The following is a 23,718-nucleotide window of genomic DNA, read 5'->3' as shown; positions in this document are numbered from 1 at the left end:
GCAGCCGACAACTGCCCATCAGCCAGGGCTATACTTTTTCGGTCGCGTGGGGGGGTAGCTCAGCTGGGAGAGCGCCGCGTTCGCAATGCGGAGGTCGGGAGTTCGATCCTCCTCCTCTCCACCACTCGCTACTTAATGCCTTGATTTTCAAAGCATTTTCTTCCCGTGGCGACGACGTTCTGCGGCCTTGGACAAGCGCTGCAATCAGCGGAACTGGACGCCCTCGACGAACTCGTTGATTTCAAGCGCGCCCATCTCCGGCCGGGTCAGCTTCTTGCCGCCCACAGTCACATTCTCGATCACGACATTCTTGACCTTGCGGTCCGCATTTCGCCCGGCAATCAAGGATGCGCTGGGCGAGCCCTTGCCTGAATAGTGGATGTTGCGCAGGGTGATGTTTTCAACGCCCTGCCCCGGGCTGGTGTTGTACTTGGCGGTATAGGCAATCTTCAAACTGAACAGTTTGCCCTCTTCGATGCGCTCGACGCGAATGTTCTCGAAAATCACGTCGCGTACCAGATTATCGTCTCCCGCCATGATGCCGAGTGCGCCTTCATATTCCGGGTCATCTTCGTCATGATCCAGAATGTCCAGGTTCGAAAATCGCAGTCGCTCCAGCACTTCAGCATTGGGATGCGCCGGGGAAGGCGTATTGCCATGGATGCCGATCATCACGGCGTGTGCAACGTCGGCCCACAATGTGGTTCTGCTCACGTCGACGTCCCGAGTATCTCCCCATATATCCCAGCGATGGTTATAGAAGGTCAGGCAGTCGTCCGACGTGCGGATGAAACCGTCGGTGATTGTTACCCGCTCGCAAGCAAAATGGCCCAAACCGTCTGACCATTTTCCTGCGCCGATGGCGCGGATGCTGCGCTCGCTGAGATCCTGCGAGTTGATGCATCGCATCGTGCCATGCGGCTGGTTGATGAAGATCGGGCCGTCGATGTCCACATGGCGCGAATTGCGTATCGTCGTCATGTCCACGCCGTCGAACAATCCATCGCTGACGACCTTCACATTCTCGACGCCGTCCAGGATGAGGGGATTCTTCAGGATGGCCGATCCGTGGATATAAACGGTGCTACCCGACCGCAGCCGGAATTCACCGCTGTGGATTCCAGGGCCGAAGAAGACGATTTTCTGGCTCAGGTCGGGCGCTTGGCCGGTGGAAATATCGTTGGACGTGCGGTCCGGGGTGGCCGGCATGTCCTTGCGAATCGCATGGCTGAAAACATGCAGGTTGTGCAAATGGTCGTCGTCGAACTCGACGCTGAGATTTTCAGGGTGTTGCAGGGTGACGTAGGCGATGCCATCTTTGACGACAGGTTTGATCCCTTTCGATTCGGGCCTGACGGCGACTTTCGAGAACAGGCCGTTGTTCTTCTGAATGGCCAGTTCGACCGTGCCATCGAAATTGAAGTTCACCATCGAAGCGTCGCTGGGTCTGTCCAGGTCGACTTTCACGTTGTATTCGTACAAGTCCTGCCACGCCCCCCCCGGGACCCTCACACGCACGGTGAAATCATCGTTGTGATGGGTGTAGCGGATGGGATTTGGGAACGGGTGCACCTGCAGTTCGTTCGGTCCAGCGTTGGCGGCAGCGAACGGCCACAGCAGGCAGATCAAAGCGCCAGCAAAAATCCGGATGAGATACATCGTTGTTCTTTCTCGGTTGTCGGCTAATACGGACCGGCGCCTGGCGCCGTCAATTCAAAACTCCGGACGTCCAGCCAGGAACCGCGCTTCTCGCCTACGGCGAAAAGCCCGACCTGCGTCCCCACCCAGCCGCCGCGCGTGACCGGGAATGCCGGCCCCGCCCTGACGAAGGTCTTGTGGTCGACGCTGTAGGCGAAGTTCACGAAGGCGCCTTCGTTCATGTACATGCGCAGTGTCAGTTCCTGAGGCGCCGGTGACAGGACCACCGTCGACTGCTCCTGGCATCGCGGACCGAAGGGCCCACAGACCGTCTGCACCAGTTCGTTCACCCCTGCCCTGCGCCGCAGGCCCAGCCAGGTGTACTGGATTGCATTGACGATCAGCCCGGCCCGGTCGCCGTCGTTGGCGTTGTCGAGCCGCAGCCGGGTCGTGACGAGGAAACGCGAAGCGGGCGCGCGCTGGGACAGGATGGCCGGCGAGGCGCGGACGAAGCCGTCGGCCTCCGGCGACGCGACGGTGAACAGCCGCAATCGCCCCGCTTGGGGATCGAGCTCGAACCAGCCGGGTTGCGGGTTGGCACTCCAGGTCCACTGCGGGGCCAGCGTCGGCGACTTGAAGTCGTCGCTGTGAGCCGGGGCGAAGGGGCCGTACCCCCGCACCGGTTTCCTGAACGTCATGACGGGCTCGCCCGTGCCCGGGCGCCGGCTCGGCTGGCCGATCAGGGGCCAGTGGTCCTTCCAGGTCATTGGCTGCAGGTGCACGACGCGCCCGTACGGCCCCTTGTCCTGGAAGTGCACGAACCAGTCCTTGCCGTCGGGCGCCGAAACCCACGCGCCCTGGTGCGGCCCGTTGACAGGCGTGTCGCCTTGGTCCATGACCTTGCGGACTTCATAAGGCCCCATCAGCGACCTGGACCGGAACACCGCCTGCCAACCCATCTCCACGCCGCCCGCCGGCGCGAAGATGTAGTAGTAGCCGTCGGCCTTGTAGAGCTTGGGGCCCTCCACGGTGTGATAGCCGGGAAAGTCCGCGCCGTTGATGATGTCGACGGCGGGCTCGTCCAGCATGCGCGTGGCGCTCGGGTCCATGCGCTGCAGCGTGACGAGGTTGTTCTTCCCTGCCCTGCTGAAGGCCCAGGCATAGGCCAGGTAGGCCTTGCCGTCGTCGTCCCAGAACGGCGCCGGATCGATCAGGCCCTTGCCGGCGATCAGCAGGCGCGGCGCGCTCCAGGGCCCGCGGAAGTTCTCGGCCTCCACCACGTAGATGCCGAAGTCCGGGTCGGGATAGAAGATGAAGAACTTGCCATCGCGATGCCGGATGGCCGGTGCCCAGACACCTTTGGCGTACTGCGGCTTGTTGAAGGTCTCGCGCGGCACGAGCTCTGGGAGCGCATGGCCTACCAGCGTCCAGTTCACCAGGTCGGGCGACTCCAGCAACGGCAGCCCGGGCACATTGGTGAAGCTCGACGCCGTCATGTAGAAGCGCTCGCCGACACGGATGACGTCGGGGTCGGAATAGTCGGTGTGCAGCACCGGGTTGCGATAGCGCCCATCGCCCAGGTCGGCGACCCAGGGCGCGCCCGGTTGAAGCCCCTGGGCCTGCGCCACGGTCCCGATCGTCGCTGCAGCCAAAAGGCCCGCCAGCGCACTGCGAAGCAATGACAAGGTCTTGTGCATGATCACCAGTAGGGCTTCCAGATTCGCGTCAGTCGGGCAAGCGCTTCGAGGTAAAAGTAGTCACCCCAGACGCAGGACTCGTCCACGCCGATGCGATTGGGCTTGTGATAGACGGCGTGCTCAAGCAGGCCCGCGCCGGGGACCGCATCCTTGGCGAAATAGCTCTCGGCCAGTGTCAGGATCATCCCGGTGGCCGCGTGCTCGTAGATGGAGCGGTGCGGGTCCAGCAGCGGCATCTGGCTCGCGAGCTCAAGCAGCCCGCAGGCGGCGATGGCCGCTGCGGAGCTGTCCCGTTCCTCAGGACCGTTCGTGAAGATCAGGTCCCAGTAGCAGATGCCATCCGCTGGCAGACGGTTGAGGAAGTAGTTGGTCAGCACCTGACCGAGTTCGATGAGGCGCGGGTCGTCGTTGTGCCGGGCCACCAGCGAGAAGCCTGCAATGCCCCAGGCCTGGCCGCGTGACCAGCAAGAGCTGTCCGCCACGCCCTGGTGCGTGTTGCCGCCGCGGGGGTGCCCGGTGTCGGCGTCGAAGAAGTAGGTGTGATAGGTGGAGCCGTCATCGCGGACGATGTGGCGCGCCGCCTGCTCGATGTGCCGATCGGCTGCCGCGCGATAGCGCAGGTCGCCGGTGACGTCCGCCGCCCAGTACAGCAGCGGCAGGTTGAGGTTGCAGTCGATGATCATGCGGCCGCGTTGCGCCGGATCGTTCAGGTCGCCCCAGGCCTGGATGATGCCGGCGCCGGCGTGGAAGCGCTCCATCAACAGCTGTGCGGCGCCGAGGGCCGCCTCCTTGGCCACGCGGCTGCCGGTGAGCTTGTAGCCGGCAACGCAGGACAGGCTGTACAGAAAGCCCAGGTCGTGGTGATTGGTGGAGATGCGGTCGCGCTGGCGCTCGAAGAAGCTGGCCACGTGGCGATCCGCCGCCTGCCGGAACTTGTCGTCGCCGTCGAGTTCATAGGCCAGCCAGAGCTGGCCGGTCCAGAAGCCGTTGGTCCACTCGGTGTTGCCCATCACGGGATACACGCCGCCCTGGCTGGACGGCTCGGGAAAGGCGTCGCCGAAGTGGTCGAGATTTCGTGCGACGGCAGCGACCGCCGCGGCGACGGCGCGCTCTACCCTTGTCTTGGCGGGCTGCTCAAGCCAGGCCTTGGGCAGGCGGTCGACGTGGAGGAACTCCGGCTTGGCCGGATGCAGGGACTCTCGCATGGGTGGGATCAGCTTGATGCTTTTGCGACATCGCCCGTCTGTTCGGGCGAGTCGTCAGGGTGAGACGGCGATCCTGTTTCCGCAGGGGTCGAAGACAGGCTGAAGGCCGACAGGACAAGGAAGCCGGCGCCAATCGCCGACAGCAGCAGGTAGGAGCTGGGGAAGCCGATCAGGTCGTAGCTCTTCCCCACGATGGGGGACAGCAGCGCCAGGCCGAGGGAGTGGCCGAAGCTGACGCCGACCATGTAGACCGTCGAGGCGAGCCGGTTGTCGAAGTGACAGGCGATGTAGCGGAACACCGAGACCACCAGGATCGGCAGCTCGATGGAGTGCAGCATCTTCATCACCGAGATGGACATAGGGCCGACGGCCATGCCCGAGCCGAAGATGCGCAAGACCATGATGGTCCCGGCCAGCAGCAAGCCGTTCTTCGCGCCGATGCGCCGCACCAGCAGCGGCGACAGGAACAGACCGCCGGCCTCGAAGAAGATTTGCAGCGAGTTCAGGTAACCGAACATCGCGGCGCCAGTCGCCTTGTCCGGGAACTGGGATGCGAAGTAGCTGGGGAACTGCTGGTCGTAGACGAGGTAGATGTTGGTGACCGTCAGCACGAACACCATGAAGCGCCAGAAGGCCTTGTCCCGGAACAGCGCCAGCGCATCGCTGAAGCGCAGCGCCTGCTCGCGGGTGTCGGTCGCCCCGTGCGCCGGCAGCCGCCAGAACGCCAGCATGGCCACCAGCACCAGCCCCGCAACCGACGCCAGCATGAAGTTGTAGTGCGGGTCGAGGTTGTAGAGCCGGCCGGTCATGAAGGCGGCCGACGCAAAGCCCAGCGAGCCCCAAAGGCGCACGCGGCTGTACTCGAACCCGTAGGCGCGGCCGATGCGGTCCACGTAGGACTCGATGGCGTAGCTGCCGGCCAGGAAGGTGATGCCCAGATAGATGCCGCCCACGGCCGCGCCGGCCAGCACGTTGGCCTTGAGCAGCGGGCCGTAGACATGGACCAGGAACAGCCCGGACGTCATGCACAGCACGCCCACCACCCACAGGATGTGCCTGCGCATGCCCAGCTTGTCCGAGAGGTAGCCGTACACGGGCTGCGAACACATCGCGGCGAGCGAGTTGGCCGCAAACACGATGCCCGTCTCGGTGCCCGACAGCTCCAGCGTCGAGCGCAGCCACAGCGCGAGCAGCGAGACGCTCATCGCCTGGGCGAAGAAGTACACGTAGACGAACGTGCTCAGGAAGCGGTAGTGGGACTGCTTGGGCGTCATGGCTTGCAATGAGGGGTACGAAAGACGAGCGGCATCAGCGTTCCGGACTGAGCCAGATCGCCTGGCCGCCGGACGCCGGCAGGTTCAAGGTCAACACATCGTCGGCGGCGACCTTGAGCATGCGGACGCTCACCTGGGTACGTGTCGGCACGGCGGCGTCGTCCGCATAGACCGTGGCGATGAAGCGCCGGCCCTGGGGCAGGAAGGACAGCGGCAGCTTGATGCTGCGGGCGTCGTTGTTCGTGATGCTGCCGACGAACCACTCGTCGCCCTTGCGGCGGGCGATCGTCACGCGCTGGCCGGGGTGGCCGTCGATCACCCGCGTCTCGTCCCACACCGTCGGGATGCGATCCCAGAAAGCCAGCTCGGGCTCGTCCTGCGACATCTCCGGCTTGTCGTACCAGTAGAGCGTCTGCAAGGGGCTGTAGTAGATGACCGCGAGCGCCAGTTGGTGGGCATGCGTCGTCTTGATGCGCGGGTCGTAATAGCAGATGGTGTAGTCCGCCGCGCCGGCCAGGAAGCGAACGAACGGCAGCACGGTGTTGTGCGTGGCATCCGGCATCTCCTCGTTGCCGCGGATGCCCTCGGCCGTCATCAGGTTGGGCCAGGTGCGCTGCTCGCCGGTCTGGCGCCAGTCGTCATGCACATTGACCATGATGCGAGCCGCGGCGGCCTGCTGGATGGTCTTGTCCAGCCAGGTCGTCCAGCGGTGCGAGCCCACCTGGACGAAGCCGAACTTGACGCCTTTGACGCCCCAGTCGCGGTAGGTCTGGAACAGCGTGTCGGACTGGGCCAGCAGCGCCTGCTGGTTCACGTACAGCCAGACGCCGATGCCGCGCGCCTTGGCGTACTCGATGATGTCCGGGAGATCGAAGTCGGGGATGGCGACCCGGGTGGCGTCCGAGCCGAACGAGAACGCCGGGCCGTACCACTTCCAGTCGAAGAGGATGTACTGCAGCTGGTGGCGGGCGGCGAAGTCTATGTTCGCCTTGGCCGCGGCCGTCGTCTGCGTCATCACCCGCATGATCTTGCCCGGCTTGATCCATGACGTGTCCACGATCCGCGAGGGCGGGTTCAGGTTCAGGATGAAGTCGTTGTTCTCGATCAGCCTGCCCGGCGTGCGCGCAATCATGATGCCGCGCCACGGCGTGGCGAAAGGCGAGATGAGATCGGCCGGGTCATGCATGGCCGTCACCAGCGTGTCGGGTTTGGTCGCGCTCAGTTTGAACTTCGTGCGCGCGTAATCGACCATCTGCGCTTCGAGCAGCGCCAGGTACAGGCCGTTCGGCAACTCCAGCGTCAGCGGGCGTTCGGACTGGTCGGGCCAGTCGCGCAGCGGCAGCAAGCGGTAGGGTGCCTGCGCCCAGCCGTGGAACCAGGCCCGCGTGCCGGCAGGCAGCGCGAACTCGGTGTCCTCGCTGACGATCCGGTAGTAGCTGCCCTTGGGGTTCTCGGGGAAGGCAAAGCGCAAGGCCACGCCGGCGTCATAGGCCCGCAACTCGACGGACACGCGGTAGATCGGGTTGTCCTCCTTCACGAGGTCGACGCTCAGCGCCTGGTAGTTGTCGCGGATCTCCGCCCGTTCGCCGGTGACCGGCTTCCATGTCGAGTCCTGTGCGCTGCGGCGCGTGCCGACGACCTGGAGGTTCTCGAACCAGCGCGACCGGCGGTCGACGGGCAGCGCCATCGCGCTCTCGGACAGGTGGTTGTCGAGCTGGAGTTCCAGCAGCGACTCACGGATGACCGTCTCGCCTTCGTAGCGAACGCTGTAGTACAGCGCCCGCTTGCCGTCGGTGTCGGCCGTCTGCCGCAGCGTGACGGCGATCCGGCCGTCGGGCGACGTCAGCACTTCCTCCAAGCCGCTGGCACGCGCCTGCGTCAGGCTGCAGATCCACAGCGCGAGAACGAGGAAGAGTGGGCGCATGGGAACTCGCTCAGGCAAGGGTCGTGACGTCGACGGCCGGCACGAGGGCGGTCACCTGCTCGAGGGTCGGCGGTACGGCGCCGGGTCGCATGCAAGCCGCCGCACCGGCGGCGACTGCCATCCGCAGACGCTGGCCGCCGTCGGCGCCGGGCTGGCGCATGAGGGAGAACAACAGCGCGCTGACGCTCGCGTCTCCCGCGCCGATGGTGTCGGCCACCGTGACGACGGGCGCGGCTGCGCGCCAGGCGAGATGGCCGCAGTGGTACTCGGCCCCCTCGGCACCGCGCGTCAGCAGCACGCTGGCCCGCGGGTTCAGCGCGCGCAGGCTATTGAAGGCCGAGGCCGTGTCCCTGGTACGGAACAGCCCTTCGAGGTCTTCGTCGGACACCTTGATGACATCGGCCAGCCCCGCCATTGTCCGCAGCGTCGCGTCGTAGCGCCCGTCCATCGGCTTGCGGTAGTTCGGGTCGTAGCTGATGGCCACGCCTTGGGACTTCAGCCAGATCGCCATTTGAATGAGCCGGTCCGCCAGCGGCTGACGCGCCAGGCTGATGCCGCCAAAGTGCACGTAGCGCACCTCGCGCTCCCAGCCGGCCGGGAGCGCCTCGGGCGCAAAGTGCAGGTCGGCACTGTCATCGCCGATGAAGAAGTAGTCCGGCGGCGAGGTCTCGTGGACCATGGCCAGCAACGGCGCCTTGTCACGCCGCTGGATGAAGCGCATGTCGAGCGCCGCCAGCCGCGCGCCCTCGGAAAGCGCGCGGCCGAGCACATCGGTGGACACGGCGCCGGCGAAGGCGCTCCCGACGCCCAGCCGCGCCATGGCGCGCGCGACGTTGAAGGCCGCACCGCCGATGCGGCTGCACCAGACGTCCGGGCGCTTCTGGATCATGTCGGTCAGGGCCTCGCCGGCCGAGACGAACTCGGGCAGCGCGCTCATGCCGCCGCTCCCAGCACGTTGAGCGCCTCGTAGCACGCGCCCATGGTGTGATAGTCGGTCTTGCCCGCGGGGCTCTTCTCGTCGCTGAGCTTGCGGTTGTCGCGGCTCAGGATGCGGAACCAGGCGCCGTGCTGGTGGTCCACCATGTGGGCCCAGCTGTAGGCCCAGATGCGGTCGTACCAGTCCCAGTACATGGCGTCGCCCGTGCGCGCCGCCAGCAGCGCCGCCGCGGCCAGGGACTCGGCTTGCACCCAGAAGTATTTGTCGCCGTCGCAGATGACGCCTTGGGGATCGAAGCCGTAGGCAATACCGCCGTGGGCCGGGTCCCACGCTTGCGCCATGGCGTCATCGAACAAGGCCGTGGCACGGGGCAGCAGCCAGCCCGCGGGCTGGGCAAGGCTGGCGGCGTGCCGGTCGAGGATGAGCAGCAGCTTGCACCACTCCGTGAAGTGGCCGGGCTGGTAGCCCCAGGGGCGGAAGAGGTTGGCCTTGTCGTCGAGGCTGTAGCTCCAGTCGACTTGCCAGTCCTCGGTGTAGTGCTCCCAGATGCGGCCGCCCGCAAGGCCTGCCTGGCGGACGGTGATGTTGTGCGCGATCAGCTCCGCGCGATGCAGATAGCGGAGCTCGCCCGTCGCCTCGTAGGCGGCGATCAGCGCCTCGCAGGAGTGCATGTTCGCGTTCTGGCCACGGTAGGTCGACAGCGTCTGCCAGTCGGCCGTCACCTGGTCGGCGTAGAGGCCGCTGGCGGGCTGCCAGAAGCGGCGTTCCATCAACTCGAAGGTCTCGGACACATAACCGCGCGCCTCCTCGACGCCAGCGGCCAACGCATGCGCGTAAGCGAGCAGGACGAAGGCCAGGCCGTAGCAGTGGTTGTCGCCATCCAAGACCTCCTTGCTGCCGTCTGCCCATTTCAAAAGCCAGGTGTAGCCCCCGGTGGCCGGGTCGCGGTGCACCTGACGGAGGAAGTTCAGCCCGTGGTGGACCGCCTCGACGTACTCCGGGCGGTCGAAGTGCCGGCAGGCCATCGCGTAGTTGAAGACGAAGCGCGCGCTGCTGACCAGGTGCCGGGTCTCGGCGTCGTACACGCGCCCGTCGTCACGGAAGAAATGAAAGAAGCCGCCGACCGGATCGACGCATCGGGGGTGATAGAAGCGCATCGTCTGGTCGACGTGCTTCAACAGGAAGTCTCTGCTGCGAAAAGATGGGGTCACGCTCGGTCCCGGTTCGACGAGTTCATGCGTTCTGACGGCGGCTGCTGCTCGCGGCAATCCGGTAGCGCGTCTTCCACGGGCGGCCCGCTTCCAGGCGGATGCCCAGCCGGTCCGCCAACGCATGGCCTTCAGGGGCCCGGGCGACGCGGCCGAGGTCAAAGAGGCTGTTGACCGGCTCGGCACCGAGCGCGACATGCCTGCCCTGCCACGGCGGGTGCTGCCGCCCGCGGTTGCTGATCCATAGCATCAGGTCGGGGAAGTCGGCGGTGTCCCACGACAGCGCCACGGTGGCGTCATCGTCCAGATAGCGCAGGCGCAGCGGTGCCTCGCCCGCGCTGGATTTCAATCCGCGCACCTGCAGCAGTTCCTCGGCGTCGCCCAGCAGCGGCAGGCGGCTGAGGTCCACCGGCCCGTTCACACCCTGCATCGCGGCCAGGTGCTCGCTGCGCTGGTCGGGAAGCAGATGGCTGGCGCCGCCCGTGCTTCGGCTGGGATACGCAAAGATGCCTTCATGCGCCCCCAGCTCGACCTGCAACCGCCCTGCCCGCTCGGGCAGGCGGAAGGTGGGGTGCAGGCCCGCGGGCAACAGCACGCTGCGCCGCGGATGGACCACCAACTCCACGTCGAGGGCGGCCATGCCGGCAACGGCTTGAACGCGCCGCTCCAGGCGTGCCACGGGTGACGGGTCGGGATAGTCGATGGCCAGATCGACACGCCGCGCGTCGGCGTGTTCGCAACGCCAGGGGTGGTTGGCGCCAAAGCCGTGCGGCCACGCGTCGTCGGGCGCAAGAACCTGCCAGTTCAACGGCAGATCCGCCGGCGCATCGGTCCGCCCGAAAGGCACACAGGGCCACTCGCCGCGGAGCCGACGAAGGATGCCGGGAAGCTCACGCGCTTCAGCCGTGCCAGCCCAGGGCGCGACATGCATGACCTGGAGATGTCGAGAGTCGTCGAGACGAAATTCGACCGGCCCCAGCATGGCGCCCAGGGCCTGAACGCTTGCGCTGCCGAAATCCCATTGGATTCGCCACGAAAGCTGATCCGTCGTCTCTGGTGGTCGATGGGTAGGTTGCATGGAGGGTCCGTGGTCGCCCGTCGCCAACCGCTCGGAGCTGCATCACGCAGCATCCGAACCGTTGAAGGCGACCGAAGGCGGCGTCAGTCGAACTTGTAGCGCAGGCCCACCAGGAAGGCACGGCCGTTGTCGTAGTGCTGGCGCTCCAGGCCGGTGGCGTAGGCACCGGGTTCGCCGACGTAGCGGTTCAGGCCGCGGTTCGTCAGGTTCATGGCGTTGACCGTCAGCGCGAGGTTCTTGTTCAGGTTGTAGTTGAACGCCGCGTCGAGGATGCCGTAGGCGCCGATGTAGCGGCCATCGATCGGGTTGGTGGACACGCCGAAAAGCACCTGGTCGGAGCGCCAGGTATAGGTCAGTCGGGCCGACATCGTGCTGTCCTCATACATGCCCGCCAGCGTGTAGTTGCGCTTGGACACGAAGGCCTGGCTGGCATTGACGATGCGTGGCGCCGCCGCGGAGCCGAAGTTGACCGGGATCGACGTCGTCACATAGGTATAGGACGCCGACATGCCGAAGTTCTGCAGCCAGCCGGCATTGGCGTCGAAGAAGTACTGGCCCGACAGTTCGGCACCGCGTGCATAGCCCTTCAGCGAGTTGACCGCCTGGGTCACCGCCCACTGGCCGTTGGTGCAGCCGTTGTTGATCGTGCCGGTGTAGGCCTGGCCGAGCGTCTGGCAGCTCAGGATGGCGTTGGGGGCGTCCTTGATCTGCTTGTCGAACAGGCCCAGCGCCACGTAGTTGGTGGGCGTGAAGTAGCGCTCCAGGCTCAGGTCGAGGCTGTCGGCCACCTGCGGGCGCAGGTCGGGGTTGCCCAGGCCCACCGTGCCATTGGTCGTGTTGAGCGTGCCGCCCGGGCTCAGGTCGCCGATGGCCGGGCGGGTCATGCCGCGGCCGTAGCCGAAGCGGGCCAGGAAGTCCTTGCTGATCTCGCCGATGACGTTGAGCGAAGGCAGCGCATTGGTGTAGGAGGTGTTCTTCACGACATCCACCAGCGACGCGCCCGCCTGGCGAGCCTGGATCTCGGTCTGGGTACGCACCAGGCGCAGCCCGACGCTGCCGCGAATGCGGTTGTCCAGGGCCGAGAACTCGCCCAGCGCGTAGGCCGCATAGGTGTGCTCGTCGAACTTGCGGCGGTTGACGGCGTTCTCGGGCAACGCGTTGTCGGCGGGGATGCCGGCGTTACCAAAGGCCGTGCGCACCTGGTCGCCCAGCAGCGCGTCGGGCGAGTAGACGAGGTAACCGCCCGAGTAGCCGGTCGTGTAGCCCATGAAGTTGCTGGGCGCCGCCTGCACGACGCCCGGCATGGCGCTCACCAGGATCTGATTGGCAACGGTGCGGCCGGCGCCGTCGGTGGTCAGGTTCTTGCCACCGTAGGAGAAGCTCTTGTTCAGGTCCTGCTGGTTGGCGGCGCGCGCGCCGAACTTGATCGTCGTGAAGAAGCCACCGTCCAGCTCGTACTCGCCGTTCAGCGCGGCGGCATAGCCCTTGTCGTTCCAGGTCTGGCGGTTGCCGTTGCCGTAGTTGTTGAACACCCAGGTGGCCGGGTCTGCAAAGCTCGGGCCGTTCGAGAAGGTGAGCTGGTGCGGCTCGCCGTCGGCGACGCGCGTGGTCGACCAGGTCAGGCCAGGGGCCGAGACGAGTTGCACCGAGCGGTTGTCCACGCTCTGGTCGGCCTTGATGTAGCTGAAGTCGCCCTTGAGCAACAGCGCCGGGGTGGGCCGCCACTCCACGCCGGTGGCGGCGATCCAGGTCTTGTAGGGGTGGTTTTCATCGCCGCCGGTGGTGGTGGCGGTGGAATCGAGGAAGTTGCCGCTCAGCACCCGCTTGGTCAGCAGCACGTCGTCGCTGCCGCCGTTCAAGTTGCGGTTGGCCAGGCCTTCGGTGAGGTTGAAGGCCGTCGTCTGCAGGTTCTGCACATTGCCATTGCCGCCGTTGCCCACGCCGCCGTCGATCGAATTCAGGCCGCGGTAGTTCTGGTGGTAGAGGTAGTAGTTGTAGTTGGCGTCAACGTAGAAGCGCAGCGTGTCGCTCTTGCGGTAGTCGGCTGCCAGGTTGAGGCCCTTGCGCGTGCGCATGATGGTCTCTTGGAAGACGTTGGTCGTCAGGCCTGGCGCGGCGACCAGATTGGCGTCCTGGCCCGAGGTGGTGGGCAGGGTGGCGCCGACGCCGGTCAACAGGGAGACGTCGCTGCGACCGACGTACTTCTGCAAGGCCCTGTCCGTGCTGTTGCCGGTGTTGGCGGCCGCGAGCGTCGCGTACTCGGCGCTGTCGGCACGCACCACGCGCTTGAGGTTGATGCCGCCGTTGGCCGGGTTGTTGTCGGAGCGGCCGGTGCTCTTCTGGTAGACGCCGGCAATCATGGCGCCGATGCGCTCGCCGCCGCCCAGGTTCCAGCTGTTGGCGGCCAGGCCCGAGACCTCGGGGTCGAGCTTGTTGGCCAGGTCGTTGTAGCGGCCATTGGCGGCGAAGCTGTAGGTGGGCTTGCGGAAATCGCTGGGCTTGCGGGTGCGGATGTTGACCAGGCCACCGATGCCGCCCTCGATGTGTTCAGCCGACGGGTTCTTGAACACGTCGATGCCGGCCACCATCGCAGGGATGGCGCCTTCGACGTTGAACTCACGGGCGCCGGCGGTGAAGTAGGCGCGGCCGTCCACCTGCGAGGCCGTCTGGTTGGCCAGGCCGCGGATGGTCAGGCCCGAGCCCACGCCGACGGGCGACGCGCCCTCGCCGCCATAGCGGTAGCCCTGCACGCCGGGGATGCGGGTGAGCGTTTCGGCAACGTTGGAGTCCGGCAGCTTGCCGATGTCTTCCGCCGTGATGGCGTCGACGACCTCCATGGCGTTTTTCTTCACGGCCACCGACGACTGCGCACTCGCGCGGATGCCGGAAACGACGACGGTTTCCAGCTTGTCTGACTGGGCATAGGCCTGGCCGATGGCAAGGGCGAGCAGGGAAATTTGCAGTGGAAGGGCCACGATCTTCTTCATGATTGGTTTTCCTTGAGGTCGGTTGTTGGTTTGATGCGGCGCTTTCTGGGGCCCCAGGCGATCTGGCACGCCATTCGGAGCCCTGCGCGATCAAACGTTTCGGATTTACTGCGTGAAAGGGTTTTTGAGGTGGGAGCTTGTGGCTCCTCCGCAATGCCCGGCATAAAAAGCGCCCAACCGGTGACCGGAGGGGCCAAAGGAGTTGCTTCACAACTCCTCGGAGTAACTTGAAGTTATAGAGGCGGGCGCCAACAATCGGCACTTCCCAACGAGGCGGTGAACGCCTCTGCCTGCTTGCCACGCTCAAATGCGGCACACCTTGGTGTGAACATGTCTTGTCTCCATATTTAGTCAGCTGCCTGCGCGGTATGACACCGATACCACACGACGGCAATAATTGGCTCGGAATTATTTGTTTCCGATGCCGTTTCGGAAGCTGATTCCATCACTTCCCCCAACCATTAAAGCGGTATGGCACCGATACCATACTGCTCCAAAAAAATTTTGGTCGGTCGCCAGGCAAACATCTGCCCGACACCCTCACAAGATAGCTGTAACGAATTTAGGTGTCAACCGTGGCTTCCACCATCCGCGGGTCAACACTTACGTGAAAATCCATTTAGCTTCAACCCTCGATCCATTCAGGCAGGGTTATCCGCAACGGTAAGTCTGCCGTTGCGTTGAGCCACTTTATGCAACCGTCGTGCTCAGTGCCGATTCGCCCTCCCCCTTGGTTTTTACCGGCCCGGTGGACTGGCGGACGACGAGTTCCGGCGCAAAGAGGATTCTCGTCCCCTGCGCATGCCGGCTCTTGCCTTCTATCAACGCGATCAATTCCGTCATCGCGCGCGCGCTCATTTCCGCGATGGGCTGTTTGATGGTCGTGAGGGGTGGGTGAACGTGCCGGGCGGTGGGCAGATCGTCAAAGCCGATCACGGACAGGTCGTGTGGAACACGGAAACCTCGCCCGCGAATGGCGTCGATGGCTCCCATGGCCATTTCATCATTGGCGGCGAATATCGCAGTGGGCGGGCACGGCAAATCCAGCAATTGCTCCGTCGCTGCGAAGCCCCCGGTTTGGATGAACGAGCCATGGACGATCAACTTCGGGTCAACTTCCAGACCCGCAGCGACGAGCGCCTCGACATAAGCGGCCTCGCGCTCCGCACTTTGACCGGTGTATTTGGTGCCAGCGATGAAGGCGATCCGTCGATGCCCAAGCGTCAAAAGATGTTGCATCGCCATCAGCGCCCCCTTGCGGTTTTCCAGCGCAACCACCGGCAATTTGACAGGACGTGCGTCGAAATTCAGAAATACACAAGCCTGCTGGCGCTCCTCGAGTTCGCTTAAATAGCTGTCGTCCATGCTCGGCATCGGTAATATCAGCCCGGCGCAAAACTTGGCCAACATGTCGCGCGTGCCCACGCGGTCCGCGCCTTCGAATCGCTCGGCATTGAAGACAAGGATGTCATAGCCAAGGGCGTCTGCTTTCTCGCTGATGACCTTGGTGATTTCATGAATGAAGAGCGATCCGATGTTGTGCACGAAGATGCCGATCAATCGGCTCCCCTTGGTGCGCATGCGCCGGGCGACAATATCGGGCGTGTAGTTCAGCTGCGCGGCGGCTTCCATGACGCGGGCGCGCGTGTCTTCTGAAACATAGCCCTCCCCGCGAATGGCGCGCGAGGCGGTGATGTGGGCCACACCTGCCAGTCGCGCCACTTCAATGAGTTTGCTAGGCTTTCTCATATTTTTTCGCTAGCACGGTTCGATCAATTTTTGGCATCGAGAATTCAATGTTCGGCGGTGTTTTCTGAAGCTTGATCAATGTAGCTGCACTTCGCGCGCTCAATACTCGTTTCAGACGCCAGCCTCGAACCGTCAACGAAGCTCCAAACTGACCACCGAGCGCGCCGGCAAATCGACCGTCAGCGTCGAACCGGTCCAACGTGCACCGTTGAAGTCGAGCGGCGCAACGGTGTCGGGCGCGTCGAAGCCGTTGAAGCTGTCCATCGCCGGCGCCGTCAAGACCTGGCCCCGCACGGCGCCCGGCTTCAGGCCCAACACGTCCAGCGTCAGGCGGTGAGGCCGGTTGGGGTCGAGGTTGGCAAGGGACACATGCGTACGGCCGACCGCGTCGACGCTGGCCGTGCCCGTGACCGCCGGCACGTCCAGCCCACCGTGGCGGTAGCGCTGGGCGTCGATCGTCAGCGGTAGTCGACGCGCGTCCTGGTGCACCTGGTAGAGGTCGAACACATGGTAGGTCGGCGTGACCAGCATGCGCGGGCCGTCGGTCAGGATCATGGCCTGAAGCACGTTGACCATTTGCGCCACGTTGGCCATGCGCACACGCTCGGCGTGGGCGTGGAAGACGTTCAGCGTGACGGCCGCCACCAACGCGTCGCGCAGGGTGTTCTGCTGCCACAGGCCGCCAGGGCCGTCGGGTTCCTTGTCGTACCAGGTTCCCCATTCGTCGACGACGAGGGCGACCTCCTTGCCCGGGTCGTATTTGTCCATGATGACGCTGTGCTTGCCGACGAGTTCGTCCATCAGCAGCGCGCGCTTCATCGTCGAGATCCACGCCGCCTCATCGAAGCCGCGTGCGGGGTGCACGCCGCCCCAGCGGTTGCTGGGCAGCGTGTAGAAATGCAGCGACAAGCCATCCAGCAGCGGCTTGGGCGGGCTGTAGAGGATGGGCGACGTCGCGTTCGGGCGGAACCTCGTCGCCAGCCGCATGACGGTGTCGGTCCATTCATAGTCGTCTGTGTCCGGGCCGGTGGCAATCTTGCGGATGCCGGGGCCGGAGTAGGACTTGAGGTAGCCCTGGAACTGCCGGTAGCGGTTGGCGTACTCCTCGGCGTGCATGTGGCCGCCGCACCCCCAGCTCTCGTTGCCGACGCCGACGAACGGGACTGCCCATGGCTCGGAGCGGCCGTTGCGCGCGCGCTCCGCGCCGGGCGCCGTGGTGGCGGGCGCCGTCATGTATTGCATCCAGCCCTGCGCTTCCTCGACGCTGCCCGACCCCAAGTTCACGCCGACATAAGGCTGGGCGCCGATCTGCTCGACGAAGTCCATGAACTCGTGCGTGCCGAAGGTGTTGGGCTCGATGGCGTTGCTCCAGCTCGAGTTGATGCTGGGCTGGCGCTGCGAACCGACGCCGTGGCGCCAGTGGTAGTCGTCGGCGAAGCAGCCGCCTGGCCAGCGCACGACGGGAACCTTGATCCGGCGCAGCGCGGCGACAACGTCATTGCGGATGCCGCGCGTGTTGGGAATGGGCGATTGCGGCCCCACCCAGATGCCCTCGTAGACGCCGCGGCCCAGGTGCTCGACGAACTGGCCATAGACCTCCTTGTGGATGACAGGGCCGGGCGAGCCCGCATCGAGACGCCCGCTGTCCGCCTGGGCGATGGCAGCGCCAAGCGACAGCACGCAGGCGATGAACGCTTTCATGGGGCGAAGTAGGTTTGCAGCCGCTGCGCTTCTTCCGGCGCGATGGCGATGACGGCGCCGTGCTTCGCGCCAACGAAGTTGGTCGCCTTCATCGGCGAGCCCGGTTCATTGAAACGGCCCAGGTTCTTGAAGTTCACGAAGTCCGCGGTCTCGGAGAAGCCCATGTTGTTGCGCGGCTTTGCGCCGAACACGTCGTACATCAGCACCCAGGTGTCGCTGCCGTGGCGGCGCCACAAGTTGGGCGCTTCGGTGCCCACCGTCTCCGGGTCGATCTTCTGCGGGTTGAAGACATAGCCACCGTTGATGCGGTCCGACACCGCCTGGCGCAGGTGGCCGGGCGCGTCGTGCGCGACGTAGAACATGTGGAAGCGGTCGCCGATGCGCGTGATGTCGCCGTCGATGGCGCTCTTGCCCTTCACCGGGTAGGTGAACAGCGGCTCGGGCGACGTGGTCAGCGTCGTGAAATCGGCGTCGGCATAGGCGTAGACGAGGTGGTCGGCGCCCTTCTTCACGCGGGTCGTGTAATAGACCATGGGCTTGCCGGCCTTGTCGTCCCAGATGGTTTCGGGCGCCCAGACGACGCCGAGGTCGCCGCCCTGCGGGAACAACTGGGCCACCGGCACGCGGTGGTGCGTCCAGTGCAGCAGGTCCCAGGACTTCATGAAGATGAGATTGCGGTTGTTGCCCCAGCCGTACTCCTCGCCGGATCGCTCCCAATCAGTCGCACGCAGGCCAGCGGGCTTGGCGAAGATGTGCAGGTCCGTCATCGCCATGTAGAAGGCGCCATCCGGCCCGCGCATCAGGTGCGGGTCGCGGACGCCTTTTTGCTCCGCCAGCACCCGGCCCAGGAAGACAGGCTGGCCGCCGTTCACATCGGTGAATGTGCAGCCATCGGCTGAAGTGGCGAAATAGATGTCGTGCGTCTCGTCCTTGAAGTAGACGAGCAGGTAGGACGTCAGATTTTTCTCTACCGATGCCCCCTCGAGCCGCGCCGGCAGCTTGTCGATGATGCTCAGCACCTTGACCGGATGGGCGACCTCCAGCGGCGGCACCTGCGCCTGAGCACAGAGGGCGGCCGCTGCGAGCAGTGGCAGCGTGAGAAGGGACTGGAGCAACCGCCTCATGATTTCCTTTTTACAGATTCGCTTCTGCACGCTGTCACGTGCCAGTGGTTTCGGCGCCCACTTTGACGGTTCGAATAAATCAACAGTATTCGAATATGGTATCGGTGCCATATCGACAGAAAAAAAAACACTTCCGCAGCATCTGGATTGCCGGGTTATCCCGTAGGGCCAAGAGCCAGACCGCCCGCCATGTCACCGAGCCAAGGTCGGCGCTCGAAACTGCCGACAGGCTACCCCGTAAGGACGGGAAGCACATATGAAAGTTGGGCGTCGATATATGCAGATTTGAGGATGGCTACGACGAGAGAACGACCAATCCTGGTTCAGTCACCGCCTGGGCCTAGGCGCATAAAGCTGCCGTAGCGGCAGCTTTATGCATTTTGGGGACACCACGCTCCAGCCAGGCGTCGCAGTGCTCTCTGCGCATCGGCAATGTCATCAGATGTAAACCCAAATGACATCGATAACATTTGCCAGCACAGTGTGGACGACTGACAGTCCGGCTGCGGCCACGCCGGCTCTCGGAAACGCCCACAACGACCAGGGGAGACAACCCATGCACCGCGACCGACCCGCATCACTCAATGGTGATCGTCCCGCCTACGACCTCTTCCGCCCGGGCACCCAGGCGCCAGCGGTGAACATGAGACGAAGGACCGCTTCGGCCGGACGCCGGTTGCAGAAGCGATGGTTGAGCTAGCAAAAGCGCTTCATCGCTGATCACCGGCATGCCAGCGCCGGGTCTTCAGTCCAGCGGCGTGGCATGTCCAGGGACGAGAGAGGCAGAGCGCTGCCCATTGCACACCCCGGCGTGTAAGCGATTTCAATGTCCCTGAAATGAGGCTGCTGCCAAAAAACGGTGCATCAATCGCCGTTTGCAGACGTAGGCTGCGCACCCCGAGCAGTTTGAGCAAGGAGCAAGTTGCATCATGACGAGCGGACCCGTTGACGAGATGGCCCACGGCCCGGTAACGCAGTTGCTTCGACAGTGGTCCGACGGCGACGGCCAGGCGTTCGAGCGCCTGATTCCGCTTGTGTATGACGATCTGCGTCATCTCGCGCGCCGCCATCTGCGGGGCGAGCGCTCAGGCCACACCCTCCAGGGCACCGGCCTGGTCCACGAGGCCTTCCTGCGTCTGGCCAAGGAACGCGAAGTGCAGTGGAAGTCGCGCTCGCAGCTGTTTGCGCTGGTCTCCAAGCTGATGCGCCACATCCTGGTCGACCATGCCCGCGCGCGCCAGACAGGCAAGCGAGGCGGCGGCCAGATCGCCGTGAGCCTGGAGGAACTTCATGAGTTGCCCACGGATTGGGACCAATCGATCCAGGCGGGCGAGCTGGCACTCAACATCCTCACGCTTGACCAGTGCCTGCAACGGCTGGAACGCCTCGACCCGCAGCAGAACCAGGTCGTTGAGCTGCGCTACTTCGGCGGGCTCAGCATCGACGAGACCGCCGAGACGCTGGGTATTTCTCCGGCCACGGTGAAGCGGGAATGGGTGACGGCGCGGGCCTGGCTGCTGCGCGAAATGGCGCGGCCTGCTGCTGTCGCCTCGCGCCGGGAAGTTCTTTCCGCTGTCGCGCCGGCATGAGCTTGCACCGCCGTCCCGGGAGGCAACGGCATTGAGCGCATCGATGGAAGCCGAGCTGTGGCAACGGGCCAAGGCAGTCGTGGCCGACGCCATGGAGCGTCCGGCGAGCGAACGCAAGGCTTTCGTGCGGCATGCCAGCGCCGGCGACTCGACGTTGATGCGCGAGGTCGAAGACCTGCTTGAAGCCGCCGGCGCTGTGGCAAGTCCCCTGGATGCGCCGCCCGCTGAATTCATGCTCGAGGCGCTGGAGCAGCGCGCGACCGGGACATGGGTTGGGCGGACACTGGGTGCCTATCGGCTCGTGTCGCTGATTGCCCGCGGCGGCATGGGCGAGGTCTATCTCGGTGAGCGCGCTGACGGCCAGTACGAGCAGCAGGTGGCGGTCAAGGTGATGAGGGCGGATGCCGACCAGGCCGTTGCCCTGGAACCGTTCTGGGCCGAGCGGCGCATCCTGGCCTCGCTCGACCATCCCAACCTCGCCAAACTGATCGACGCCGGCGTCACGGGCGACGGCGCGCCGTGGTTTGTCATGGAACTCGTTCAAGGCGACGCCATCGACACCTACTGCGACGACCGCGGGCTTGGCGTGGAAGATCGGCTGCGGCTCTTTGTCACCGTCTGCCAAGTGGTGGGTTATCTGCACGGACGCGGCGTGGTGCACCGCGATCTGAAGCCGAGCAACATCCATGTGCGCGGCGATGGCACGGTCAAGTTGCTGGACTTCGGCATCGCCGAGCAGCTGCATCCGGTGCAGGCCGACAACCAGCACACGGATGGCATCCACCGCATCCTGACGCCCGAATACGCCAGCCCCGAGCAGATCCGCGGCGAGCCGGTCACGCCGGCGAGCGACGTCTTCTCGCTGGGCGTGGTGCTGTATCGGTTGCTCGCCCGGACGAGTCCCTATGCTCGCGGCGTCGGCGACGTCTCGCCGGGCCAGGCCATCCTCGAAGACGACCCGCCTTGGCCAAGCCGGGCCGTCGATGCCAGCCTGACCGGTGCCGGCACACTCAGGCGGCAGCTGCGCGGCGGCCTGGATGCGGTGGTGATGAAAGCCCTGCACAAGTCGCCGGCACAGCGCTACGCCAGCGCGGCGGAACTGGCCGACGATCTCTCCCGGCACCTGCAAGGCCTCGCGGTGCAGGCCCGGCCCCATGCGCGGCGCTACCGCATCGGCCTCTTCCTGCGGCGCCACCGTGTGGCGCTCTCTGCGTCCCTGCTGGTTCTCGTGGCCGCCTCCACCGTGGCGGCCTATGAGGCCTACGAAGCGCGCCGGCAGAAGGCCCGTGCGGAGCAGCACTTCGCCGACGTCCGCAAGCTGGCCACCCTCATGCTGCGCGACCTTCAAAAGGCCATCGCGCCGCTGCCAGGGGGCACGGCGGCGCGGCGGATGGTCGTGCAGAACGCGCTCGACTCGCTGCGGCATTTGAGCGCCGAAGCCGCCGGGGACGCTGAGCTGCAGATCGAGCTGGCCGGCGGCTACCGCAACATCGGCGACATCCAGGGCCGCCCGTATTCGGCCAACCTCGGTGACCCGAAGAGCGCGCGCGACAGCTACGACCGGGGCATCGCGCTGGTGAAGGACCTCGTCGGCAACCCGCGGGTCGCCGAGCCGAGCCAGGCCCATGCCGCGGCCACGCTCGCCCAGCTGTATCAGCGCAAGGGCACGCTGCTGGCCTCCCAGGATGACGACGCCGCGGCGGAGTCACTGGTGGCCCAGGGGGTCAGGCTGATGGACATGTTGGCCGCACGTGGCCAGCTGGATCCCGAGCTGCAGACCGTCCATGCCGCCATGCATTCCCAGCTCGCGCAGGTCCAGCGTTTCGTTGACAAGGTGGAGCCCTTCTTCAAGAGCCTGGAAACTGCACGGCGCCTGTATCTGGCCATCCTCGCTAGCCGGCCTGGCGATGAGACGGCCACGTCCGGCCTGGCCACCACCTACCTGGAAGAAGGCACCTACTACTTCGAACGCGATGAAGAGGCTGCGACGGTGCAGCTGGCCATCGCGGCGTTCCGGCGCGCCCTCAAGCTGCAAGGGCCGGTCGTGCAAAGGCATGGCGATGATGCGCGCCTGCAGCGCAATTTCGCGGCCCACCACGCCAATCTGGCCGCGGCCCTGATGCGCGCCAAGCAGCCACGTGACGCGGCCAACGCCTACCGGCAGGCGGTCCAGATCCTGTCCGAACTGAGCGGCCGGGACCCCAGCAACGCACAACTGCGCGCCGAGGTGGCCATCGTCACCGGCTCGATGAGCAAGGCGCTGCTGGCCAACGGCGATGCGGCGGCCGCCGTAGCAGCGGCGCAGCGGGCGGTGGAGGGCTACAACAGCCTGCCAGAAGGCTCACTGCGCGACCTGAACACACGCTACAAGCAGGGCGTGGCCCACTACCTGCTGGGCCAGGCACTTGCCGCCGGCCAACAGAACGCCCGAGCATGTGCCGCGTGGCGACGCAGCCTGGTCATCCTGCGCGACGTGCAGAGCCGCAACGGCATTGGCCGGACCGACACCACGCCGGCCGTCGTATCGCAGTCACTGCAGCGCTGCGACTAAAGCGTATCCAGCTGAAACGCCATGAGCCGGTCGCTCCGCGTTTCTCGCCTTATGCGGTATCTGGAACTGATGCGCAGCCGAGGTGTTTGGCATGGGAATGTTGATGTCTTTGGGAGCGGCGTTCGGCCGTGGCGACCCTCCTTTTGCGCCGGGAGTGAACGGCACCACGCCGGTATTGCTGCACGACGAGCCGCCAGGGTTGCAACGAGACCTGACCCAGCCGCGGCTGCAGCCGGCGCTGCTCGTCGCGCTGATGGCAGCAGAGACACCCGAGCTGCGCCAGCGCTCGGTGAAGGCGCTGCTGCAGTCGCTCGGCTTTGAATGGCTGGGCTACGGCTGTTTCAGCCAGGCGGGAGACCGCCCCGTGCCGCGGTCGTTCTGCACGACCTACGCGGATCCCGCCTGGACGGAACGCTACTTCGCCGAGACCTATCACCTGGTCGACCCGCGGTTGCAGCGCGTGCCCGAATCCGGCCTGCCGGTCATGTGGACGCTGGACGAGCTGCAAGCCGAGGCCGAGACGCCTTCCTACCTGCAGGGCCTGCGCCAGCGCTTCTTCGACGACCTGCGCGCCACCGGTGCCGGCAGCGGCGTGATGATGGGCCTGCCGAGCTTGCCGGGCCGTGATCGGCACATCATCAGCCTGATCTCGAAACGACCGGGCCGCGACTGGATGACCGATGCGGTGCTGGGCCAGGTCCTGACCCTGGCCCTGTGCCTGCACGAGTTCTACAGCCGCTATACGCTGGCACCGCAAGCGGACGGCCTGCGCAGCGCCGCCGGCGCGCTGACGCCGCTGCAGAACGAGATCCTGGCGCGGCTGGCGCGCGGCCTGCCCGACAAGCTCATCGCCGCGCAACTCGACCTCTCGTTGCACAACGTCGACTACCACATGCGCCAGCTGCGCAGGCGCTTCGGCGTGCGCAACCGCCTGCAGCTGATGCAGGCCGCGCTGGGGCCGGCGCCTCACGCCGCCTGAGCCCTGACGGCGGCCCGCACGGGGCCGTTGCGCCGACGGCTGAACGCGGTGGCGCAACGCCGTGCCGAAGCGGCACG

General features: G+C 65.4%; 15 protein-coding genes and 1 tRNA gene. 4 read left to right on the top strand and 12 right to left on the bottom strand.

The window, feature by feature from the left end:
- Positions 1-48: 48 nt before the first annotated feature.
- A tRNA-Ala gene (locus ACXJKJ_RS20050) sits at positions 49-124 on the top strand.
- A gap of 80 nt (positions 125-204) precedes the next feature.
- Here ACXJKJ_RS20050 and ACXJKJ_RS20045 read toward each other — a convergent pair.
- From ACXJKJ_RS20045 to ACXJKJ_RS19990, 12 genes are all read right to left on the bottom strand, one after another.
- On the bottom strand, positions 205-1,659 hold the full coding sequence (locus ACXJKJ_RS20045; RefSeq protein WP_457391841.1) for a hypothetical protein: 1,455 nt from the start codon (positions 1,657-1,659) through the stop codon (positions 205-207).
- A 23-nt stretch (positions 1,660-1,682) separates the two neighbouring features.
- Positions 1,683-3,335 carry a glycoside hydrolase family 43 protein gene (locus ACXJKJ_RS20040; RefSeq protein ID WP_457391839.1) on the bottom strand — a complete coding sequence of 551 codons (1,653 nt, stop codon included), beginning with the start codon at positions 3,333-3,335 and terminating at the stop codon, positions 1,683-1,685.
- Positions 3,336-3,337: 2 nt separating this feature from the next.
- Positions 3,338-4,540, bottom strand: a complete 1,203-nt coding sequence (locus ACXJKJ_RS20035) for a glycoside hydrolase family 88 protein (RefSeq protein ID WP_457391837.1) — start codon at positions 4,538-4,540, stop codon at positions 3,338-3,340.
- A gap of 8 nt (positions 4,541-4,548) precedes the next feature.
- Positions 4,549-5,814 carry an oligosaccharide MFS transporter gene (locus ACXJKJ_RS20030; protein WP_457391835.1) on the bottom strand — a complete coding sequence of 422 codons (1,266 nt, stop codon included), beginning with the start codon at positions 5,812-5,814 and terminating at the stop codon, positions 4,549-4,551.
- Between the two features lie 34 nt (positions 5,815-5,848).
- On the bottom strand, positions 5,849-7,738 hold the full coding sequence (locus ACXJKJ_RS20025; RefSeq protein WP_457391834.1) for a glycoside hydrolase family 97 N-terminal domain-containing protein: 1,890 nt from the start codon (positions 7,736-7,738) through the stop codon (positions 5,849-5,851).
- A 10-nt stretch (positions 7,739-7,748) separates the two neighbouring features.
- Complete coding sequence (locus ACXJKJ_RS20020) at positions 7,749-8,675, bottom strand: carbohydrate kinase family protein (protein ID WP_457391832.1); 927 nt, start codon at positions 8,673-8,675, stop codon at positions 7,749-7,751.
- Entirely contained in the window at positions 8,672-9,832 is a 1,161-nt protein-coding gene (locus tag ACXJKJ_RS20015) for an AGE family epimerase/isomerase (protein ID WP_457391872.1), read from the bottom strand. Before ACXJKJ_RS20015 ends, ACXJKJ_RS20020 begins: the two co-directional genes overlap by 4 nt.
- Positions 9,833-9,908: 76 nt before the next feature.
- Positions 9,909-10,865 carry a hypothetical protein gene (locus ACXJKJ_RS20010; RefSeq protein WP_457391830.1) on the bottom strand — a complete coding sequence of 319 codons (957 nt, stop codon included), beginning with the start codon at positions 10,863-10,865 and terminating at the stop codon, positions 9,909-9,911.
- 179 nt (positions 10,866-11,044) lie between these two features.
- Positions 11,045-13,948 (bottom strand): TonB-dependent receptor, encoded by a 2,904-nt coding sequence (locus tag ACXJKJ_RS20005; RefSeq protein ID WP_457391828.1) that lies wholly within the window; start codon positions 13,946-13,948, stop codon positions 11,045-11,047.
- Positions 13,949-14,638: 690 nt separating this feature from the next.
- Positions 14,639-15,697: a LacI family DNA-binding transcriptional regulator gene (locus ACXJKJ_RS20000; RefSeq protein ID WP_457391827.1), complete on the bottom strand. Its 1,059-nt coding sequence runs from the start codon at positions 15,695-15,697 to the stop codon at positions 14,639-14,641.
- A gap of 132 nt (positions 15,698-15,829) precedes the next feature.
- The gene (locus ACXJKJ_RS19995) at positions 15,830-17,398 is read right to left on the bottom strand and encodes an alpha-N-arabinofuranosidase (RefSeq protein ID WP_457391825.1); all 1,569 of its coding nucleotides are present in this window, start codon (positions 17,396-17,398) and stop codon (positions 15,830-15,832) included.
- On the bottom strand, positions 17,395-18,522 hold the full coding sequence (locus ACXJKJ_RS19990; protein ID WP_457391823.1) for a glycoside hydrolase family 43 protein: 1,128 nt from the start codon (positions 18,520-18,522) through the stop codon (positions 17,395-17,397). The genes ACXJKJ_RS19995 and ACXJKJ_RS19990 overlap by 4 nt, the downstream gene beginning before the upstream one ends.
- 953 nt (positions 18,523-19,475) lie before the next feature.
- Here ACXJKJ_RS19990 and ACXJKJ_RS19985 point away from each other — a divergent pair.
- The 3 genes from ACXJKJ_RS19985 to ACXJKJ_RS19975 all read left to right on the top strand — a co-directional run bounded on the left by ACXJKJ_RS19985 (position 19,476) and on the right by ACXJKJ_RS19975 (position 23,641).
- Positions 19,476-20,111, top strand: coding sequence for a sigma-70 family RNA polymerase sigma factor (locus ACXJKJ_RS19985; RefSeq protein WP_457355466.1), 636 nt, complete (start codon positions 19,476-19,478; stop codon positions 20,109-20,111).
- A gap of 43 nt (positions 20,112-20,154) precedes the next feature.
- Positions 20,155-22,662, top strand: coding sequence for a protein kinase domain-containing protein (locus ACXJKJ_RS19980; protein ID WP_457391821.1), 2,508 nt, complete (start codon positions 20,155-20,157; stop codon positions 22,660-22,662).
- Positions 22,663-22,816: 154 nt separating this feature from the next.
- Positions 22,817-23,641 carry an autoinducer binding domain-containing protein gene (locus tag ACXJKJ_RS19975; RefSeq protein ID WP_457391819.1) on the top strand — a complete coding sequence of 275 codons (825 nt, stop codon included), beginning with the start codon at positions 22,817-22,819 and terminating at the stop codon, positions 23,639-23,641.
- The last annotated feature ends 77 nt before the right edge of the window (positions 23,642-23,718 follow it).

The organism is Roseateles sp. P5_E1, from assembly GCF_054049335.1.
This window is presented reverse-complemented; position numbering and strand designations above follow the sequence as displayed.

Bases quoted from the DNA above. Each gene is read 5' to 3' on its own strand.
- ACXJKJ_RS19995 (WP_457391825.1), bottom strand. From the start codon at position 17,398: ATGAAAGCGTTCATCGCCTGCGTGCTGTCGCTTGGCGCTGCCATCGCC.
- ACXJKJ_RS20010 (WP_457391830.1), bottom strand. From the start codon at position 10,865: ATGCTGGGGCCGGTCGAATTTCGTCTCGACGACTCTCGACATCTCCAG.
- ACXJKJ_RS20020 (WP_457391832.1), bottom strand. From the start codon at position 8,675: ATGAGCGCGCTGCCCGAGTTCGTCTCGGCCGGCGAGGCCCTGACCGAC.
- ACXJKJ_RS19985 (WP_457355466.1), top strand. From the start codon at position 19,476: ATGGCCCACGGCCCGGTAACGCAGTTGCTTCGACAGTGGTCCGACGGC.
- ACXJKJ_RS20005 (WP_457391828.1), bottom strand. From the start codon at position 13,948: ATGAAGAAGATCGTGGCCCTTCCACTGCAAATTTCCCTGCTCGCCCTT.
- ACXJKJ_RS20035 (WP_457391837.1), bottom strand. From the start codon at position 4,540: ATGCGAGAGTCCCTGCATCCGGCCAAGCCGGAGTTCCTCCACGTCGAC.
- ACXJKJ_RS20000 (WP_457391827.1), bottom strand. From the start codon at position 15,697: ATGAGAAAGCCTAGCAAACTCATTGAAGTGGCGCGACTGGCAGGTGTG.
- ACXJKJ_RS19990 (WP_457391823.1), bottom strand. From the start codon at position 18,522: ATGAGGCGGTTGCTCCAGTCCCTTCTCACGCTGCCACTGCTCGCAGCG.
- ACXJKJ_RS20040 (WP_457391839.1), bottom strand. From the start codon at position 3,335: ATGCACAAGACCTTGTCATTGCTTCGCAGTGCGCTGGCGGGCCTTTTG.
- ACXJKJ_RS20030 (WP_457391835.1), bottom strand. From the start codon at position 5,814: ATGACGCCCAAGCAGTCCCACTACCGCTTCCTGAGCACGTTCGTCTAC.
- ACXJKJ_RS19980 (WP_457391821.1), top strand. From the start codon at position 20,155: ATGGAAGCCGAGCTGTGGCAACGGGCCAAGGCAGTCGTGGCCGACGCC.
- ACXJKJ_RS20015 (WP_457391872.1), bottom strand. From the start codon at position 9,832: ATGCGCTTCTATCACCCCCGATGCGTCGATCCGGTCGGCGGCTTCTTT.
- ACXJKJ_RS20045 (WP_457391841.1), bottom strand. From the start codon at position 1,659: ATGTATCTCATCCGGATTTTTGCTGGCGCTTTGATCTGCCTGCTGTGG.
- ACXJKJ_RS20025 (WP_457391834.1), bottom strand. From the start codon at position 7,738: ATGCGCCCACTCTTCCTCGTTCTCGCGCTGTGGATCTGCAGCCTGACG.